This is a genomic window from Clostridium sp. Cult2 (assembly GCF_021655075.1).
Lineage (GTDB): Bacteria > Bacillota > Clostridia > Tissierellales > Tepidimicrobiaceae > Schnuerera.
The window spans coordinates 1-17881 of sequence record NZ_PPXX01000039.1 but is presented as its reverse complement, the minus strand read 5'-3'; the positions used below and the strand labels follow the sequence as shown (position 1 = coordinate 17881).

Genomic DNA, 17881 nt, shown 5'->3' with positions numbered 1-17881 from the left:
GACAATAACAATAAAGTCTTTTCAAAATAATTGAAAATAGATTTCATTTTAGCCTCCTAAATTCATTATTTATATTACTCTATGCATATTGTTAACAAATAATGAAAATATTATAAGGCTAACATTTTAATATTAGACGTTTATGCCAGCTAAGTATCCAGTCGAATATGCAATCTGTAAGTTGTAACCTCCTGTCAATCCATCTACATCAATGATTTCTCCACAGAAATATAAACCAGATATAAGCTTAGATTCCATAGTAGAAGGGTCTATTTCATTTGTTGATACTCCTCCCGATGTTACTATAGCTTCTTTTAATGGTCTGAAGCCTTTAAAGGTTAATGGTAAATTTTTAATATTTTCCACAATTCTTATCCGTTCATCTTTTGTTATTTGATGTATTGGTTTGATTTCATTAATAGAAGCAACATCTATTATTATTGGTATTAACTTTTGTGGTAATAAATCATCTAGGCCATTTTTAATTTGTCGATTATTAAACTTTTCAAAATCTCTTAATACTCTTTTATCCAATTTTTCTTTTGATAAAGCAGGCTTTAAATCAATAAATAATTTGATTTTTTTACCTAAATATTTGTTTAATATATTACTCATAGACAATACAATGGGACCTGAAATTCCATAATGAGTAAATATCATCTCACCAAACTCTTCATGTATTTTTTTGTTTTCTACAATACTGATAAGTTTTACATTCTTTAGTGATAGACCTTGAACATCTTTAATCCAGTTTTCCTCTATCTCTATTGGAACTAATGAAGGTCTTAGTGGTACAATTTGATGACCAAGTTTCTTTGCAAAATTGTATCCATCTCCAGTGGATCCCGTTGAAGGATAAGATTTCCCTCCAGTAGCTATTATTAACTTATCAAATATATCAATAGTATTATCATCTAGCTTGATTACAAATTTTTCATCACTATATTCAATATTTTTTACGGGTTTATTTAATAAAACATTTACATTATAAGCTGATAAAAACCTTTCCAAAGCCTTTATTACATCACTAGATTTATCAGAAATAGGAAAGACCCTATTTCCTCTTTCGATTTTAACTTTAAGTCCATATGATTCTAACAATCTAATAATATCTTCGTTAGTAAAAGAATAGAAACCACTATATAAAAACTGACTATTAGTTATTATATTTTGAAAAAAATCTTCTATTGGAGAAGCGTTAGTAATATTACATCTGCCCTTTCCAGTTATGAATAATTTTTTTCCTAAACGGTCATTTTTTTCAAATAAAGTAACATCATTGCCTCTAGAACCAGCAAATCCTGCAGCTATTATTCCAGCAGGACCTCCTCCTATAACACCTATCCTCATCTTAACCAATTCTCCTTTAAATGGCATGTATCGTTTAACAATATGAGTACTTTGTTATGTTCCCTAACTTCTACAATTGATAAACTAACATTATTTACTGTAAAATTTTTAAAATATGTCAAATCCATATCTAATAATCCTAATATTATAATCTTTAAAGTTGCACTATGGGAAACTATTAAAATATTATCAACATCTTCATTATCAATAATCATATTTATTCCATTCATAGCCCTTAATTGTAATTCTTTTAATGTTTCTGCATCTTTTATATGCAATTTATCAGGGCTTTTTCTCCATAAGATTAACTCTTTTTTATGTTCTTTAGACATTTTATCATTGGTTATTCCTTCCCAAATTCCAAAATTTATTTCTCTGAATTCCTTCATAGGAATTACATCCATATTAAGTTTACTTCCAATGATTTTTGCGGTTATATATGCTCTACTAAGGTCACTAGAATATATTCTGTCTATTTTTTCATTAATTAATCTATTTCCGATTAAATGAGCTTGTTTAATGCCTGTTCCAGTAAGGGGTATATCTTGTTGGCCTTGAATTTTTTTTGAAACATTCCATTCTGATTCACCATGTCTTACTAAATATATTTTTTTCATATATGCACCTCCAAAATATGTGTACAATAAATATTATAGCAGATTTTAATTTATAATGTATATATCATTTATGATAATATCAAATATGCTAATATGATAACAAATAAAGCTACCAAAAGAATGGTAGCTTTATTTGTTATCATTATTGTTTTTATTATTATTGCTATCATAAACATTGTATTTTTTCCAAATTTTTTCTAAATCTTCAAAGTAAGTGGTAATGTCATTCTTCTTCTCAGTTCCCAGAGCAATAATAAAAGCATTGATTAAGCTCATAGGAGCAACTAATGAATCTACGAAGGATAACATATTACTACTTGCTATTAATGTTGTATCTGCATACTGTGCTGCTGGAGAGATTAAACTATCAGTAATACCTATTATTTTACAGCCTTTTTCTCTACCGTAATCCAATGCTTCTAAAGTTCTTTTTGAATATCTAGGATAACTTATTCCTATAATTACATCTTTATCAGTAGCTTTTAACAATTGCTCAAAAACATCATTGGGACCAGATGTTACAACTTTAACATTGTTTAATAGAAATCTTAAATAAAAACCTAAATAACCAGCTAAAAAAGATGAACTTCTAAGTCCGAGTATAAATACATTATTTGCTTTCAATGTGATTTCAATGGCCCTTTGAAAGGCATTATAATCTATTTCGTTTAAAGTTTTTTCTATATTGTCCATATCCTTTTTAGCAACCTGTTTTAACGCATTTTCATAACCTGCAAAGTCTTTACTTAAAGATATTCTTTGAACTGTAGTTAGTTTATTTTTAATTAATTCCTGCAATTCCTTCTGAAGCTCTCTATATCCATCATAACCTAATGTGTTGGCAAATCGAACAACTGTAGACTCACTTACTCCTACCGTTTCGCCTAAAGTTGCAGCAGTCATAAAAGCAGCCCTATCATAGCTATTCATAATAAATTCAGCTATTAGCTTTTGCCCCTTACTCAAACGATTAAAACTATTTTGAATTACTTTTATTAAATCAACATACTTCTCCATATAAATTATCCTCATGATTTTCTATTAATTTAAATCCTTCTTGAAGAGCATTTTTGTTTAACTCTTCTGTCCCTTGGGGCACTCTGCTTAATACCGCTTTTTCTAGTGCTTCTTTGCTTACAACCTTAGTCAATTTATATATACTCCCTAATGCAATAATATTTGCAACCATAGGTTTTCCTAGTTTATTCATAGCTGTATCCAATATGGGTATAGAAAAAATATTAATATCATCTCTAGTTGGTTTTTCTGTTACCGAGTCATCTAGTATTAAAACTCCTCCAGGTTTCAAAGAATCAATATATTTTTCACAAGCTTTTTGGGTCAAAGATAGCAATATATCACATTTATCTACTTTTGGATAGTTTATTACATTCTCACTAATTATAACTTCGGCTTTGCTAGCTCCACCCCTTGCCTCTGGTCCATAGGATTGCGATTGAACTACATTTTTACCATCATACAATGCAGCTTCTGCTAAAATAATCCCTGCTAATATGAGACCTTGCCCACCTGAACCACTCAATCTTAGCTCTTGATATACCATTTTAAATCCCTCCGTTAAAAGATTCAATTATTTTATTATATTCATCAGTATACTCCGGTCTTTGTCCTTTATATAGTTCACCTACAATAATTTTATCTTTACGCTTTCCCTCTGGAAGTTTTTCATATGCTGTTTTATTTACTGCAATTTCCTTTAAATTCACCATCATATCAACAACATCACCTTTTTTATTTTTTCTTCCATAATAGGTTGGGCATATAGTTAAAGTTTCAATAAATGAAAATCCTTTGTTTTTAATTCCCTCTTCAACTTGTTTAATAATCATATTTGCACCATATACTGTGGCTCGACTTACATAGGTTGCTCCTGCAGATTTTGCTAAATCACATAAATCAAAGTTTGCATCTATATTGCCATAAGGTGCTGTAGTTCCTTTATCACCTGTTGGTGTAGTTGGTGAATACTGACCTCCTGTCATTCCGTAGATATTGTTATTAAATACAACAGTTGTTATATCTATATTCCTCCTTGCTGCATGAATCAAATGATTGCCTCCTATGGCAGCACAATCTCCATCACCAGTAATTACAACTACATGCAACTTTGGATTTGCAAATTTTATACCTGTTGCAAAAGCCAATGCTCTCCCATGGGTTGTATGTATAGTATTAAAGTCCAAATAACCAGAAGCCCTAGAAGAACACCCAATACCAGAAACAATACAAACATCATCCTGTTTTAATCCAAGATTATCTATAGCTTTTACTATAGCTCTAGTTACTATTCCATTTCCGCATCCCGGACACCATATATGAGGTAAACTCTCTGTTCTATAATATTTTTCAACTAATTGACTTGGCAATTTAATCCCTCCCGCCTTTAATAAAAGAGATGATTTCTTCTGGGGTAATTAACTCTCCATCAACCCGACCATATTTATCGACTTTAGTATACTTACCTGCATTTCTATCTATATCTAAGAAATATTGTCCCATGTTCATTTCTATAACTGAAATTCTATTTACTCTTTTTGCTACATTATTTATTTGTTTTTCTGCTATGGGCCAAATGGTAATCGGTCTAAACATGCCTATCTTCCGACCTTCTTCTCTTAATAAATCAATAGCTGATTTTACCGGCCTAGCAGTTGCCCCATATGCAATGATTACTTCATCAGCATCTTCCAATCTGTATTCTTCATATGTCACTATATCATCTACATTATCTTCAATCTTCTTAACTAATCTTGTAATTAATTTTTCAGCAATCACATTATTGTTAGTAGGGAATCCTGTCTCACCATGAACTAAACCAGTTACATGGAATCTATATCCTTCACCGAAACTTGCCATTTCAGGTACAATATCTCCTTCTTTTACTTCATATGGCAAATAATCTTTCTCTCTAGATGTAGGTTTCTTTCTATTATATATTTCAACTGCTTCCCCTATAGGTATTTCGATTTTTTCCCTCATATGAGCAATTACTTCATCCATTAATAGTATAACTGGGGTTCTATACTTTTCTGCCAAATTGAAAGCTCTTATTGTTGTATCATAAATTTCTTTTACTGTAGATGGGTACAAAGCAATTATAGAATGATCTCCATGAGTTCCCCATCTAGCTTGCATAATATCTCCTTGTGCTGGTGAAGTAGGTAATCCAGTGCTTGGGCCTCCTCTTTGTACGTTTACAATAACACATGGCACCTCTGATATAATTGCATATCCAATACCTTCTTGTTTTAGTGAAAAACCAGGTCCACTAGTTGCAGTCATTGATTTCTTTCCGGCTAATGAAGCACCTATAGTAGCACTAATACTTGCAATCTCATCTTCCATTTGAATGAATTTACCGCCTTTTCTAGGTAATTTGGCCGCTGAAAGCTCTGCTATTTCTGTTGAAGGTGTAATTGGATAACCAGCATAAAAATTCATTCCAGCAGCTATTGCACCTTCAACACAAGCTTCATTACCTTGCATCAACTTTATAATTTTTTCAGGCATATTACTTACCTCCTAAATAAATAGCATAGTCAGGACATCTTAATTCACATAGGCCACATTGAATACAAGCGTCCAAATTCTTAATAACTACTTTTTCATTTTTTATTTCTAATACGTTTTTTGGACAAAAAGCAACACATATGCCGCAACCTTTACACAATTCTTTTTCAACATTGAGCTTATCCAATGTCTTCAATGTCTCATCCCCCTTATTGTGATAATTTCTACTATTATAATATCAAAGATAGAAGAATTATGCAAGATTTATTTCATTATTTAATTATTATTATTAAATATGCAAGTTTTGTTTCATAATTAGGCAAAAAAACAAGCCTCAAGGCTTGTTTACACAGGATAAGTTTTAAATTCCTCATTTAATAAATTTATATCAATTTTATATCTTTCAGCTTGTCTATACTTAAAAAAATCAATAGCTACTTGTGGAAATAGAGCATAAGTTAATACATCTTCGTCTTGTTCAATATATTCTTTTATTTCTTCTCTTATCTTATCTAGTTCTGGCTCCATTAAATCTGCAGGCCTTCCCGTAAATACTTCCTCATCTCCAATTATTTTTTTTCTAATTTCTTCTTTAATTGGTACTGCTGGTTTTCCATAGAGACCTTTTACATAATTCTTTGTCTCTGTAGGAACCATCTTATACCTCTCTCCTAATAATATATTAAATACGGATGTAGTTCCAACAATTTGACTCATAGGAGTAACTAATGGAGGATAACCTAAATCTTCTCTAACCTTAGGTACTTCTTCTAATACCTCTTCAAATCTATCTAAGGCACCTTGAGTATTTAATTGGGAAACAAGATTTGAGAGCATCCCTCCAGGTACTTGATATTTTAAAGTTCTAACATCTACGTTCAACACCTTATTATTTAACAATCCCTCTTTTATATATCTCTCTCTTAATTCTTTAAAATATTCTGTAATTTCAAGTAATAAATCCATATTTATATCTGGGTAATATGGTGAACCTTGGAGTGAGGCTATCATAGATTCAGTTGCTGGCTGACTAGTTCCCATACCTAAAGGTGATATAGCTGTATCTATAATGTCTGCTCCTGCTTCAATAGCCTTCATATAGGTTTGATTTGCTATCCCACTAGTAAAATGGGAGTGAATTTGAATTGGAATAGATATGTTCTTTTTTAATCCTTTCACTAGCTTTTCAGCTTCATATGGCATTAGTATTCCAGACATATCTTTAATGCAAATAGAATCAGCTCCCATTTTCTCCATTTCAACGCTTAACTTAATATAGTATTCATTATTATGAATAGGACTTGTTGTGTAAGAAATAGCTGCTTGTGCATGACCACCATATTTCTTTGTTGCTTCTATTGACTTTCTAATATTTCTTGGATCATTTAATGCATCAAATATACGTATAATATCTATACCATTTTCAATAGATTTTTTAACAAATTCTTCTACAACATCATCTGCGTAATGCTTGTAACCTAAGAGGTTTTGACCTCTTAATAACATTTGAAGTTTCGTATTTTTAAAAGCCTTTCTTAACTCTCTTAATCTTTCCCAAGGATCTTCATTTAAAAATCTTAAACAGGAGTCAAAGGTTGCTCCTCCCCATACTTCAAGGGAATGGAAACCAACCCTATCCAATTTGTCTGCTATAGGTAACATATCTTCTGTTTTCATCCTAGTAGCAATTAATGACTGATGGGCATCCCTTAAAATGGTATCTGTAATTTTTACACCTGCCATTATTTATACCTCCTTTTTATAGTTTTTCAACGCCAAAAAGCACTGGCGGATTGTTTTTCTGATTTACAAAATTAAATTCTAGAACATTATATTCCTTTTGATTAAGATTATTTAAAAAATCCTTTACTCCTTCTTTTTCCTCTAAACCACCTTTATGTCCAGTATAACAAGTAATGAGTAATAACCCATTCTCATTTAGTAAAGATAAAGATTTTTTTATGCTTACTAAAGTTGTATCAATATTAGTTATTATGTTTTTATCACCACCAGGCAAATAGCCTAAATTATATATAGCAAAATCTATTTTCTCAAAAATATATTTATCAATATTTTCATGGCCCTCTTTTATTAGAGTTACCCTATTTGCTAAATTTTCTTCAATTAATTTTTCTTTTGTTATTTTTAATGCTATAGTCTGTATATCAAATCCATAAACTTTTCCTTTCTCTCCTACTAGTTGTGCTAATAATATTGTATCATTTCCATTTCCAACAGTACAATCTAATACTATATCCCCTATTTTCACGTAACCCTTCATTATTTTCTTTGCCAAATCAACTGTATTAATAAAATATTTATAACCCATTTATATCACCACAACAAGATTTATTAAAAAAATCATCAATATTTAAATATAGTTTGTATTTATCTAAAAAATGTTCTTTATTATGTTTGAAACCCTTTTTAAGTAAATATTTGTTATTATAGCTATAATAAATAGTATTAATATCCATATTATGACTTTTAAAAAATATCCCTCTTAGAATAGCATCTCCAAAGTTAGAACCTCTAAAATCTTCATTAACAACAATATATTTTAGAATTCCATAATCATTTTTCAATAATATTTTGCCCACTCCCATAATATCACTTTTATTCTCCAATACATATATTATGCCTTTAGATAAATCATCTTTTATTTCATAGACCTTCAAAATATTATTGATTTTTGAATAGTCATCATTTTCTATTTGACGTAGAGTCAGCATATTTTTACCACTCCCATGTATTATCCATATGTTAATTATAATTGATAGCTGACTAAAAATAAAGCTCAATATAGGATTGAATTTTTATAGAAATTTTATACTTTTAAATAGATTTTAAATATTTAACTTCCCTTTCAGTTAAATGTCTCCATTTACCCAAATCAAGATTTCCAAGTTCTAGCTCAGCTATTGCTACTCTTTTGAGTTTTACTACAGGATGTCTAATATATTCACACATCTTTCTTACTTGTCTTTTTCTACCTTCATGGATTGATATCTCTAATAGTGAAGTATCTTTATATTTTTTAACAATCCTAATATAAGCTTTCGATGTCACTTTTCCATCAATCATTAAACCCTTTCTAAATCTATTTAATTTTTTTGCATTGGGAACTCCTTCTACTAAAGCCAAATATTTTTTCAATATTTCATATCTAGGGTGAGATAATTTAAAAGCTAAGTTTCCATCATTAGTCATAAGTAATAATCCAGAAGTATCTTTATCAAGCCTGCCTATAGGGAAAATTCTTTCATCAATATCATTGATTAAATCTAACACTATTTTGTCGTTATAATGACTTTTTAGTGTTGTAACATATCCTTCAGGCTTGTTTAACATTATATAGATTTTGTTTTTTTCTAGTTTTATGGTTTTATTATTGACCTTGATAATATCGTCATCAGGATTAACTTTTGTTCCTAATTCCCTTACAATCTTATCATTCACTTTTATTTTACCTTGTAGAATAAGTTCCTCAGCTTTTCTCCTAGAGGTTATTCCTGATTGTGCTATATATTTTTGCAATCTCATATATTTATGCCTCCTTGTATTCACTATATTTATTTTAGCCTTTATAGTCTTATTTGTAAAACTAATTCTACTAATTTTATATTGGTTATTATCCTTGGAAATATATTATATAAAGAAAAAAGGCCTAAGGCCTTATTGATTTCTAATCTTCTTAAAGAAATTCCTTATTATACTCAACTTTTCTACATTTTCTTTAGATATAATTTCTCCCTTATGAATAATCTGCCCATCTAAATATATAATTATATCACCAATTTTTTCACCTTTAATAACTGGTGCCTCTATTGTTTCAGGTAAACTCATGTTTATCTTAATCCTTTCAATTTCTTCTTCTCTTAGAGGATACAAAAATGTGTCCTTTGAAATAGCAGATATATAATCTTTTTTTCCATTATAAATAGGAATATTTTTTAAAAATTGTTCTTTTTCACATATTACATAAGTATTAAAATTTTCAAATCCATAATCCATTAATTTATAACAATCATTAAACCAATTATTATCATTTAATACAACTGCTATTAACTGAGTATCATCTCTAGTAGCAGTAGTTACTAAACATCTACCCGATTTTGTTGTATATCCAGTTTTTACTCCATCCCCTCCCTCATATTCCCACAAAGCCTTATTTTTATTATAAAATATACTATTTTTACTTCTATTTGCTATCCAGGATTTACTACTAACTATTTCTTTGAATTTATCTATTTTCATAGCCTCTCCTGTTATTAATGCTAAGTCATATGCAGTAGAATAATGTTTATCCTGATGTAGTCCATGAGGATTTGTAAAATTCGTACTTTCAGCACCTATTTTCTTTGCCTCTTCATTCATCATTTTAACATATTTCTCTTGGTATTCTCCCAAAAAATTTGCTATGGCCATGGCAGAATCATTGCCAGATCTAAGTAATAAGCCATATAATAAATCTTCTAAAGTAATAATCTCTCCTTTTTCTAAGTATATACTAGAACCCTCAATACCCACTGACCTATTATCAATTTCAACTTTATCGGTCAATTCTCCTTTTCCCAATGCTACTAATGCGGTCATTATCTTTGTAGTACTTGCTATTGGTAACTTAATATAAGGATTATAGCTAGCTAATACTCTTTTTGATTTTGCATCAATAAGAATTGCGCTTTGAGCAGATATACCTGGTTTCTCACAATATGAATCTTTGGCTGGGAGTAAAATTAATATTAGGATGATAAATGTGAATTTTATTTTCAAATACAAACCTCCTCTTAAAGAAAGTAATAGAAGCAGAACTCTTCTGCTTCTTATTTAATCTTTTCAGTATTATCCATGCCCACAATATCTTTAGAATTTCCTTTATCTTTGCACATTGACTTTTGGATATTATCAGTTAATTTAGTCATAAAATCAAATAGACTACTTAAGGCAGTATTTCCTTCATCTACAGTTAGTAATTTTATTTGATCATTTCCTGCTACTATAAAACCTACAGGTTGTACTGAAACCCCAGCTCCACTCCCTCCGCCAAAGGGAAGCTTCTCTTCACTATTTCCATCCTCTTTTAAATTTTTGATTTTATTGAATTCACTACCTCCCGATGCAAACCCAAAGGAAATCTTTGATACTGGAATAATAACCAATCCATCTGGTGATTGTACTGGATCTCCAATAATAGTATTTACATCTACCATTTCTTTTAAGCTATTCATTGTAGTTTTCATTAAACCTTCTATTGGATGTTCTGCCACCTTTCTCACCACCTTTTTTTAATTTTAATAGCCAAATCCATACAGTTATAATATAAACCATTCTTATTTTTATTATGCAGTCAAATAAAATATCTAAGTAATTCTCATCAAATATTGGGATAACATTATAATATAAATTTTTAATTTCCTTTTTTGACATCAGAAAACTAGTAATTATACTTTTAAAACACCATAGACTTCCAGAAATTATCCCTACAAAATATGCATCTTTAAAACCTATTTTAGTTTCCCAATTAATCTCTTTAATAACTAGTTTGTTCCAGATAATGTCAACAAACTTTTTGAATCTATTATCATCCTGTATAGATGTTATTCTAGCTATAAACCCAGTATTAACATGTCTGCTCTTTTTTTCCTTGTCAAAAGGATATATTTCAGGTTTTAGTAATCCAAATAGATAAGAGGTTCTTACATTTAATTTACTGTAACCTCCTGTATATTTGTATTCAACTATAAATTCAATTGGTAATATTAAAAGTATTATAATGATAAATAATGTTAAAATTATGAAATATCTCATATTTTCACCTTAATATTTTGGATTTTCTATTATTTATTTTTTCCATAAAAAAGAAGAATAATACAGGTATCTATATTATTCTTCCAAATTTTCATCTTCATCATTGAATTCAAATTCCTTAATAGGCGGTAAATCATCTAAATCTTCTAGTCCAAAATATCTGAGAAATTCATTTGTTGTACCATATATTATCGGTCTACCAGTTCTTTCCAACCTTCCTTTTTCTTCAATCAAATCTTTGTTTAATAAAGTTTCTATTGCTTTATCACATCTTACCCCCCTAATTGCTTCTATTTCATTTCTAGTTACAGGTTGTCTATATGCAATGATTGATAAAGTCTCTAAAGCTGCATTAGAGAGATTCTTGAAGTTTTTTCCCTGGGTTAATTTGTTTATCCAAGGGTGATGCTCTGGCCTAGTTGATAATTGATAATAATTTTCTGTTCTAACTATTTTTAATCCTCTTCTATTATAATTGAATTCATCAATCATCTCATCTAAAATTTCTTTAACCTCATTGGATTCTATTTCTAAAATATCTGATATATCCTTTAATGACAAAGGTTCTCCCCATATAAATAATAATGCTTCAACTATTGCTTTTATCTCTCTCTTATCCATTATCTATACACCTTCTTTACTAATCTTACTAATTGTTATATCCGCAAAATTATCTTCTTGATATATAGAAATATATTTAGTTCTAATCAATTCAAGCAATGATAAAAATGTTATAACTATTTCTTTTTTACTTGGATTTTCACCTAATAAAGTGCTAAATTTAATCTTTTTATTTTCACTTATTGTTTCTTTTATCTTTGTAATGCATTCATCTAAGGTATACTCTTCTTTTTGGATTTCATTTATTTTAATAGAAATGTTCATCTGTTTTCTTTTTTCTATTAAACTATTAAAAGCTTTTACCAATTCTTTCAAATCCATATGTTCTAAATTTTTTTCTTCAGAAATATAATATGAAAAATCTTCTTGAGGCTTATAATACACCTTGTTTTGTGTCTCTTCCATATTACGAAAATCATTTGATACAAGTTTATATTTTTTATATTCAACTAATTTTTTGACCAATTCTAATCTTGGATCTATTTCTTCCATTTGCAGTTGTTCCCCATTATTTTCATTTTTTGATTGTGGTAAAAGCAACTTAGATTTTATCTCCAATAGAGTAGCAGCCATTACTAAGAAATCGCTAGTTATATCTAAATCTAATTCTTCCATTTTCGTTATGTAGTCAATATATTGCTCTGTTATTTCATTAATAGGTATATCATAAATATCAATCTGTGCTTTATCTATTAAATGGAGCAATAAATCCATTGGACCTTCAAAAGTTTCTAATACAATCTTATATTCCATAAAAAAACTCCCATTAAAATATTATTTTAATCAGTATATTCAAACCAAAATCAATAATCGGACTTAAAATTTCATTTATTGTATTTGTTGCAATTAGCAAAATTAATATTATATACAAATATTTTTCATATTTGTAGAAAAGATATTCAAACTTAACTGGTAGCAAACTAGCCAAAACCTTTGAGCCATCTAATGGAGGAAAAGGCAATAAATTAAATATTCCCAGCATAAGATTATACCATGACATTATAAATAAAATATTGATTAGAATATAATTTGAAATAATATTCATAGAGATAATTAAACTAATTAAGATGGCAATTAAAAAATTAGAAAAAGGTCCAGCTAAGGATACAGCTATCATATCTCTTTTTCTATTTTTAAAATTATTGGAGTTTATAGGAACAGGCTTGGCCCATCCAAATTTAAATAATAGTAAAAATACAAAGCCTATTAAATCTAAATGTTTTAAAGGATTTAGAGTTAATCTACCTGCTTCTTTTGCAGTATTATCACCTAATACATATGCTATATAACCATGGGAAAACTCATGTATTACTATTGCTACTAAAAGTCCTGGCAATCGATATAAGAAATCATATTCCATTGTTTTACCTCTTTCCAATTTGAATTACTAGAACCTCGACTTAATAGTCGAGGTTTTATTAATCTTTACTATATTTTATTATGTTTTAATATAAAATACAAATAAATGTTTAAATCATTTATCTATTAAAAAACTTTTTAAGGTTTTCTTAAACGTTTGAAGCAGTCCAGCTTTATCTACGCCAACCTTTGATACTAAATTTATTTTATCTACTTCATTACCATCAAGCTTAATAATCAAATGACCAATTTCCTGCCCTTCTTCTATTGGGCTTTCTAAAAATTCAGGCAATAATATTTCCTTACTGATATTGCCTTCTTTCCCTTTAGATATAAGAATATAACTGTCCCTTTCTAAAATTACTTCTATATATGGAATATTTCCTTTATGAACTTGTACTTTCCCTAATACATCTCCTTTTTTTCCCAAAGTTATAGAATCATAATTTGCAAATCCATAGTCCAATAATCTCATGCTTTCTTCAAATCTAATCTTAGAAGTTTCGCTACCCATTGTAACAGCTATAAGCTGTAAATTCCCTCTTTTAGCTGAGGCTGAAAGACAATACTTTGCCTCTTTAGTTGAGCCTGTTTTAATACCTGTAGTACCTTCATAGTCTTTGATAAGTCGATTTGTATTTACCAAACTCTGTACCTTATCTTTCTTTTTTCCTACAAGAATCTCATCCATATAAACAGTTAGCCAATTATGAATGGATTTATGTTTTAATAGCTCTGCTGACATCAATGCGACATCATATGCAGATACATAGTGATTTTCATCTGGAAGACCTGAAGCATTCATGAAGTTTGAATTTTTCATTCCTAAAGATTTTGCTTTTTCATTCATCATTTGGACAAATATTTCTTCACTTCCTGCTATATGTTCAGCTAATGCCACCGAAGCATCATTTGCAGACCTTATGGTTATAGATTTAAATAGATCTTCAACAGTTTGAATTTCTCCTTCCTCTAGCCATAGTTGACTCCCCCCCATTCCCGATGCATGTGCACTTATTCTTACTTTATCCGATAGATTAATTTTCCCCGTCTCTAAAGCTTCCATACCCAGCAAAAGAGTCATAATTTTGCTAATACTAGCAGGAGGCAGTTTTTCATGAGGGTTTTTTTCATATATAACTTCCCCAGTATTGTAATCCATAAGTATAGCAGATTTAGCATTAATATTTAATTGGTCTTCAGCAAAAGAATTTGATGGTATAGTAAACCAAATTATTAATAGCAGAATTATTGAAATTCTTCTCATATTCACCATATAACCTCCTCAAATATAATGTTTACTTTTATATTGTCCATTAAATCTCTAGTTATACAAACTATTCTTTTAAAGTAATAATATACTATATTCTTTTTCCAAATTGAAATGGCTTATAACTCTAGAGTTATAAGCCATTTAATGTTAATTAATATATATTAATATCATCCTTTGTTACAAGACCGTATATTAATTTTTTTGGTTCATTATTCTTTTCTCCAATTCTATATATACCTTTTAAATCTTCCTCAACTTCTTTGCCTTTTGCTAAGTCATTAGTATGAATGTAAGCCAAGGTATCACCTATATTAACTTTATCATCAATTTTTTTGTTTAACACAATTCCCGCAGAATAATCAATTCTTGAATCCATAGTTTCTCTTCCTGAACCCAATTTTAAAGCACATTTCCCAACTTCTTCAGCATTTAGTGATTTAACAAATCCTTCCTTTTCACTTTTTACTTCAACAATATATTCTGCTTTAGCTAATAGTTCAGGATTTTCAATCTGATTTATATCTCCACCTTGATATTTAACTAGTTGGATTAATTTATTAAAAGCTAATCCAGAATTGATTACCTCTTCTAACAATTTTCTACCTTCATCTTCAGTCTCAACTTTTTTAGCTAACAATAACAATTTTATTCCTAATTCCAGACATAGCTGAAATAAATCTTCTGGTCCATGGCCTTTTAATGTTTCAATAGCCTCTTTTACCTCTAAAGCATTTCCTATAGCCTTACCTAATGGCTCTTCCATATTTGTCACTAAAGCAATAGTTTCTCTGCCATAACCCACTCCTATATCTACCATTTCCTTGGCTAAATTTAATGCCTCTTCAATATTCTTCATAAAAGCACCACTACCTACCTTAACATCTAATATAATGGCGTTAGAACCAATAGCTAGCTTCTTACTCATTATGCTACTTGCTATTAAAGATAAGTTTTCGACTGTAGCGGTAACATCTCTAAGAGAATATAATTTTTTATCAGCTGGTGTTATATTAGCCGTTTGACTACAAATTGAAATATTTAATTCATTTGAATTTCTTAAAAACTCCTCATTATTTAATTCAACTCTAAACCCTTTTATTGATTCTAGTTTGTCTAATGTTCCCCCTGTATGCCCTAATCCCCTGCCTGACATTTTAACAAAAGGTACACCGCAAGCAGCTATCATAGGACCTAAAACTAATGTTACGGTGTCTCCAACTCCTCCCGTTGAGTGTTTGTCAACTTTTAATCCTTTAACACCTGATAAATCAACCCTATCCCCAGAATCAACCATTGCTCTTGTTAAATCAATAGTTTCTCTTTTATTCATCTTATTAAAATAAATTGCCATTAATAGGGCTGAAATTTGATAATCTGGAATCTTTCCATCAGTATAATTATTTATAATGTAATTTATCTCTTCAGTGCTAAGTTCTTCTCCATCCCTTTTTTTCTTTATGATATCATATACTCTCATCTATTTCACTCCAATTAAATTTTCAATAATATCTCCATTACCAATTTTTCAAATTTATCTTTTACCATTAAAGAGGTTTCAATAACTTCTTCATGTTTTAAAGGTTGATCTAATATTCCAGCTGCCATATTAGTTATACAGGATATGCCTAACACTTTAATTCCTTGATGGGCAGCTATTATTACTTCAGGTACAGTAGACATACCTACAGCTGAAGCACCTAGGATTCTGGCTAATTTAACCTCAGCAGGTGTTTCATAGGTTGGTCCTGTGAACCACATATATATACCTTCCTTTAAGGGTATTCCTTGGTCTTTGCCTACACTTTTGGCTATTGATATGAGTTCTTTATCATAAACCTGAGTCATATCGACAAACCTAGGTCCTAAATCATCAAAGTTTTTCCCTATTAAAGGATTTTGCCCTGTAAAATTGATATGATCATTGATAATCATTAAATCCCCAGGGGAAAATTCTTCATCAACGCCGCCTGCAGCATTAGTCACAATTACCTTTTCGATTCCCAGCCCTATCATTACTCTAATAGGAAATACAACGTCCCATAAAGGATATCCTTCATAATAATGGAATCTACCCTGCATAGCGATTACATTTTTACCACCTAATTGACCTAATATAAGTTGTCCTTTGTGCCCCTCTACAGTTGATAATGGAAAATTAGGAATATCCTTATATTCAATAATTGTTGGATTTTCAATCCTATCTCCTAAACTGCCTAATCCTGAACCAAGTACCAATCCTATAGTTGGATTTATTTTTGACTTTCCATTTATGAATCTTATGCCCTCGTTGATTTTTTCCATATAATTCATCTAATCCCTCCTATGCTCTAGGATGTGTCTTTTGATACACATCTTTTAATTCTTTGTTGTTAATTGCAAAAGAATATATTTGAGTAGTAGATATATCTGAATGTCCTAACATTTCTTGAACGGTTTTAATATCTGCACCATTCTGTAGTAAATGGACAGCAAAAGAATGTCTCAAAGTATGGGGAGTTATCTTTTTGTTGATATTTGACTTTTTAGTATATTCTTTAATTATTTTCCAAAATCCTTGCCTAGTTAATCTGTTTCCATTATAATTTAAAAACAATGCTCCTTGCTTTTCATCTTTTAGCACTTCATCCCTATATCTGTGTACATATTTATTTATATGTTTTAATGCAACACTGCCTACAGGTATAATCCTACTATTCTGACTATCTTCTTCTAAAGATAAATATCCTAATTCTAAATTAAGGTTGTCCACATTTAGAGCAATAATTTCTGAAACCCTTATGCCTGTAGCATATAAAAGTTCTAACATTGCTTTATCTCTAACTTCCTTAAAAGTATTGCCTCTTGGTTGAGACAACAATATATCTACTTCATCCTTTGTCAAAATATTAGGAATCTTTCGTTCAGGTTTTGGTGAGCGTAAATTATAAGTAGGGTCTTCTTTAATTAAATTATTATTTAATAAATATTGATAAAAACATCTTATAGAAGCCAAATTTCTTGAAATAGTAGAAGTAGCTTTTCCGTCTTTTTGTAAATACATTAAATATGTAATAACTACTGTTTTATTAACACGAGTAGCATCGTTAATGCCATTTTTAGTTAGATAATCTTTAAATTGAGTTATATCTCTAATATAGGCTTCTAAAGTATTAGAAGTTAAACCTTTTTCATTTTTAATATAATCTATGTATCTATTTAAAATTGATTTTGACATACTGGTTCTCCTTTACTGACTGGTAATGTACTTATTTAGCAGAATTTTTAAATTTTCTTATTAAAAAATATTATTATAAATTATCTGCTAATAATCTTAAAAATA

At 29.6% G+C, this 17881-nt stretch carries 21 protein-coding genes; all 21 read right to left on the bottom strand.

Going from position 1 to position 17881, the window contains the following annotated elements; translation table 11 throughout:
* Positions 1 to 132: 132 nt before the first annotated feature.
* The gene (locus C3E90_RS04405) at positions 133 to 1350 is read right to left on the bottom strand and encodes an NAD(P)/FAD-dependent oxidoreductase (RefSeq protein WP_236914454.1); all 1218 of its coding nucleotides are present in this window, start codon (positions 1348 to 1350) and stop codon (positions 133 to 135) included.
* The gene (locus C3E90_RS04400) at positions 1347 to 1967 is read right to left on the bottom strand and encodes a histidine phosphatase family protein (protein ID WP_236914453.1); all 621 of its coding nucleotides are present in this window, start codon (positions 1965 to 1967) and stop codon (positions 1347 to 1349) included. Before C3E90_RS04400 ends, C3E90_RS04405 begins: the two co-directional genes overlap by 4 nt.
* A 129-nt stretch (positions 1968 to 2096) precedes the next feature.
* Positions 2097 to 2984 (bottom strand): MurR/RpiR family transcriptional regulator, encoded by an 888-nt coding sequence (locus C3E90_RS04395; RefSeq protein WP_236914452.1) that lies wholly within the window; start codon positions 2982 to 2984, stop codon positions 2097 to 2099.
* On the bottom strand, positions 2968 to 3531 hold the full coding sequence (locus C3E90_RS04390) for a 2-oxoacid:acceptor oxidoreductase family protein (RefSeq protein ID WP_236914451.1): 564 nt from the start codon (positions 3529 to 3531) through the stop codon (positions 2968 to 2970). The genes C3E90_RS04395 and C3E90_RS04390 overlap by 17 nt, the downstream gene beginning before the upstream one ends.
* A 1-nt stretch (position 3532) precedes the next feature.
* Positions 3533 to 4354 carry a 2-oxoacid:ferredoxin oxidoreductase subunit beta gene (locus C3E90_RS04385; RefSeq protein ID WP_236914450.1) on the bottom strand — a complete coding sequence of 274 codons (822 nt, stop codon included), beginning with the start codon at positions 4352 to 4354 and terminating at the stop codon, positions 3533 to 3535.
* Between the two features lies 1 nt (position 4355).
* On the bottom strand, positions 4356 to 5498 hold the full coding sequence (locus tag C3E90_RS04380) for a 2-oxoacid:acceptor oxidoreductase subunit alpha (RefSeq protein ID WP_236914449.1): 1143 nt from the start codon (positions 5496 to 5498) through the stop codon (positions 4356 to 4358).
* A 1-nt stretch (position 5499) separates the two neighbouring features.
* Positions 5500 to 5694, bottom strand: a complete 195-nt coding sequence (locus tag C3E90_RS04375) for a 4Fe-4S dicluster domain-containing protein (protein WP_336513007.1) — start codon at positions 5692 to 5694, stop codon at positions 5500 to 5502.
* Positions 5695 to 5843: 149 nt separating this feature from the next.
* Positions 5844 to 7241 (bottom strand): oxaloacetate decarboxylase subunit alpha, encoded by a 1398-nt coding sequence (locus tag C3E90_RS04370; protein ID WP_236914448.1) that lies wholly within the window; start codon positions 7239 to 7241, stop codon positions 5844 to 5846.
* Between the two features lie 16 nt (positions 7242 to 7257).
* Complete coding sequence (locus tag C3E90_RS04365) at positions 7258 to 7827, bottom strand: tRNA (mnm(5)s(2)U34)-methyltransferase (RefSeq protein WP_236914447.1); 570 nt, start codon at positions 7825 to 7827, stop codon at positions 7258 to 7260.
* Entirely contained in the window at positions 7817 to 8230 is a 414-nt protein-coding gene (locus tag C3E90_RS04360; protein ID WP_236914446.1) for a hypothetical protein, read from the bottom strand. The genes C3E90_RS04365 and C3E90_RS04360 overlap by 11 nt, the downstream gene beginning before the upstream one ends.
* A 103-nt stretch (positions 8231 to 8333) precedes the next feature.
* Positions 8334 to 9041: a pseudouridine synthase gene (locus tag C3E90_RS04355; RefSeq protein WP_236914445.1), complete on the bottom strand. Its 708-nt coding sequence runs from the start codon at positions 9039 to 9041 to the stop codon at positions 8334 to 8336.
* A gap of 132 nt (positions 9042 to 9173) precedes the next feature.
* Positions 9174 to 10274 (bottom strand): D-alanyl-D-alanine carboxypeptidase family protein, encoded by a 1101-nt coding sequence (locus tag C3E90_RS04350; RefSeq protein ID WP_236914443.1) that lies wholly within the window; start codon positions 10272 to 10274, stop codon positions 9174 to 9176.
* 50 nt (positions 10275 to 10324) lie between these two features.
* Positions 10325 to 10768 (bottom strand): GerW family sporulation protein, encoded by a 444-nt coding sequence (gene ytfJ / locus C3E90_RS04345; protein WP_236914442.1) that lies wholly within the window; start codon positions 10766 to 10768, stop codon positions 10325 to 10327.
* Positions 10722 to 11309, bottom strand: a complete 588-nt coding sequence (locus C3E90_RS04340; RefSeq protein ID WP_236914439.1) for a DUF2953 domain-containing protein — start codon at positions 11307 to 11309, stop codon at positions 10722 to 10724. The genes ytfJ and C3E90_RS04340 overlap by 47 nt, the downstream gene beginning before the upstream one ends.
* Before the next feature lie 75 nt (positions 11310 to 11384).
* The gene (scpB, locus tag C3E90_RS04335) at positions 11385 to 11930 is read right to left on the bottom strand and encodes an SMC-Scp complex subunit ScpB (protein WP_236914438.1); all 546 of its coding nucleotides are present in this window, start codon (positions 11928 to 11930) and stop codon (positions 11385 to 11387) included.
* A 3-nt stretch (positions 11931 to 11933) separates the two neighbouring features.
* Positions 11934 to 12683, bottom strand: coding sequence for a segregation and condensation protein A (locus C3E90_RS04330; protein WP_236914436.1), 750 nt, complete (start codon positions 12681 to 12683; stop codon positions 11934 to 11936).
* A gap of 13 nt (positions 12684 to 12696) precedes the next feature.
* Positions 12697 to 13290, bottom strand: coding sequence for a site-2 protease family protein (locus C3E90_RS04325; protein ID WP_236914434.1), 594 nt, complete (start codon positions 13288 to 13290; stop codon positions 12697 to 12699).
* Between the two features lie 114 nt (positions 13291 to 13404).
* Positions 13405 to 14556, bottom strand: coding sequence for a D-alanyl-D-alanine carboxypeptidase family protein (locus tag C3E90_RS04320; protein WP_336513008.1), 1152 nt, complete (start codon positions 14554 to 14556; stop codon positions 13405 to 13407).
* A gap of 157 nt (positions 14557 to 14713) precedes the next feature.
* Positions 14714 to 16039, bottom strand: coding sequence for a pyrimidine-nucleoside phosphorylase (locus C3E90_RS04315; RefSeq protein WP_236914431.1), 1326 nt, complete (start codon positions 16037 to 16039; stop codon positions 14714 to 14716).
* Positions 16040 to 16053: 14 nt separating this feature from the next.
* Positions 16054 to 16872: a purine-nucleoside phosphorylase gene (locus C3E90_RS04310; protein ID WP_236914429.1), complete on the bottom strand. Its 819-nt coding sequence runs from the start codon at positions 16870 to 16872 to the stop codon at positions 16054 to 16056.
* A gap of 10 nt (positions 16873 to 16882) precedes the next feature.
* Complete coding sequence (xerD, locus tag C3E90_RS04305) at positions 16883 to 17776, bottom strand: site-specific tyrosine recombinase XerD (protein WP_236914428.1); 894 nt, start codon at positions 17774 to 17776, stop codon at positions 16883 to 16885.
* Positions 17777 to 17881: the final 105 nt, after the last annotated feature.

Excerpts from the sequence above, each read along its gene's own strand:
- C3E90_RS04390 (WP_236914451.1), bottom strand. The coding sequence starts at position 3,531 with ATGGTATATCAAGAGCTAAGATTGAGTGGTTCAGGTGGGCAAGGTCTC.
- C3E90_RS04355 (WP_236914445.1), bottom strand. The coding sequence starts at position 9,041 with ATGAGATTGCAAAAATATATAGCACAATCAGGAATAACCTCTAGGAGA.
- xerD (WP_236914428.1), bottom strand. The coding sequence starts at position 17,776 with ATGTCAAAATCAATTTTAAATAGATACATAGATTATATTAAAAATGAA.
- C3E90_RS04325 (WP_236914434.1), bottom strand. The coding sequence starts at position 13,290 with ATGGAATATGATTTCTTATATCGATTGCCAGGACTTTTAGTAGCAATA.
- C3E90_RS04380 (WP_236914449.1), bottom strand. The coding sequence starts at position 5,498 with ATGCCTGAAAAAATTATAAAGTTGATGCAAGGTAATGAAGCTTGTGTT.
- C3E90_RS04365 (WP_236914447.1), bottom strand. The coding sequence starts at position 7,827 with ATGGGTTATAAATATTTTATTAATACAGTTGATTTGGCAAAGAAAATA.
- C3E90_RS04360 (WP_236914446.1), bottom strand. The coding sequence starts at position 8,230 with ATGCTGACTCTACGTCAAATAGAAAATGATGACTATTCAAAAATCAAT.
- scpB (WP_236914438.1), bottom strand. The coding sequence starts at position 11,930 with ATGGATAAGAGAGAGATAAAAGCAATAGTTGAAGCATTATTATTTATA.
- C3E90_RS04320 (WP_336513008.1), bottom strand. The coding sequence starts at position 14,556 with ATGAGAAGAATTTCAATAATTCTGCTATTAATAATTTGGTTTACTATA.
- C3E90_RS04405 (WP_236914454.1), bottom strand. The coding sequence starts at position 1,350 with ATGAGGATAGGTGTTATAGGAGGAGGTCCTGCTGGAATAATAGCTGCA.
- C3E90_RS04395 (WP_236914452.1), bottom strand. The coding sequence starts at position 2,984 with ATGGAGAAGTATGTTGATTTAATAAAAGTAATTCAAAATAGTTTTAAT.
- C3E90_RS04400 (WP_236914453.1), bottom strand. The coding sequence starts at position 1,967 with ATGAAAAAAATATATTTAGTAAGACATGGTGAATCAGAATGGAATGTT.
- C3E90_RS04340 (WP_236914439.1), bottom strand. The coding sequence starts at position 11,309 with ATGAGATATTTCATAATTTTAACATTATTTATCATTATAATACTTTTA.
- C3E90_RS04370 (WP_236914448.1), bottom strand. The coding sequence starts at position 7,241 with ATGGCAGGTGTAAAAATTACAGATACCATTTTAAGGGATGCCCATCAG.
- C3E90_RS04310 (WP_236914429.1), bottom strand. The coding sequence starts at position 16,872 with ATGAATTATATGGAAAAAATCAACGAGGGCATAAGATTCATAAATGGA.
- C3E90_RS04315 (WP_236914431.1), bottom strand. The coding sequence starts at position 16,039 with ATGAGAGTATATGATATCATAAAGAAAAAAAGGGATGGAGAAGAACTT.
- C3E90_RS04330 (WP_236914436.1), bottom strand. The coding sequence starts at position 12,683 with ATGGAATATAAGATTGTATTAGAAACTTTTGAAGGTCCAATGGATTTA.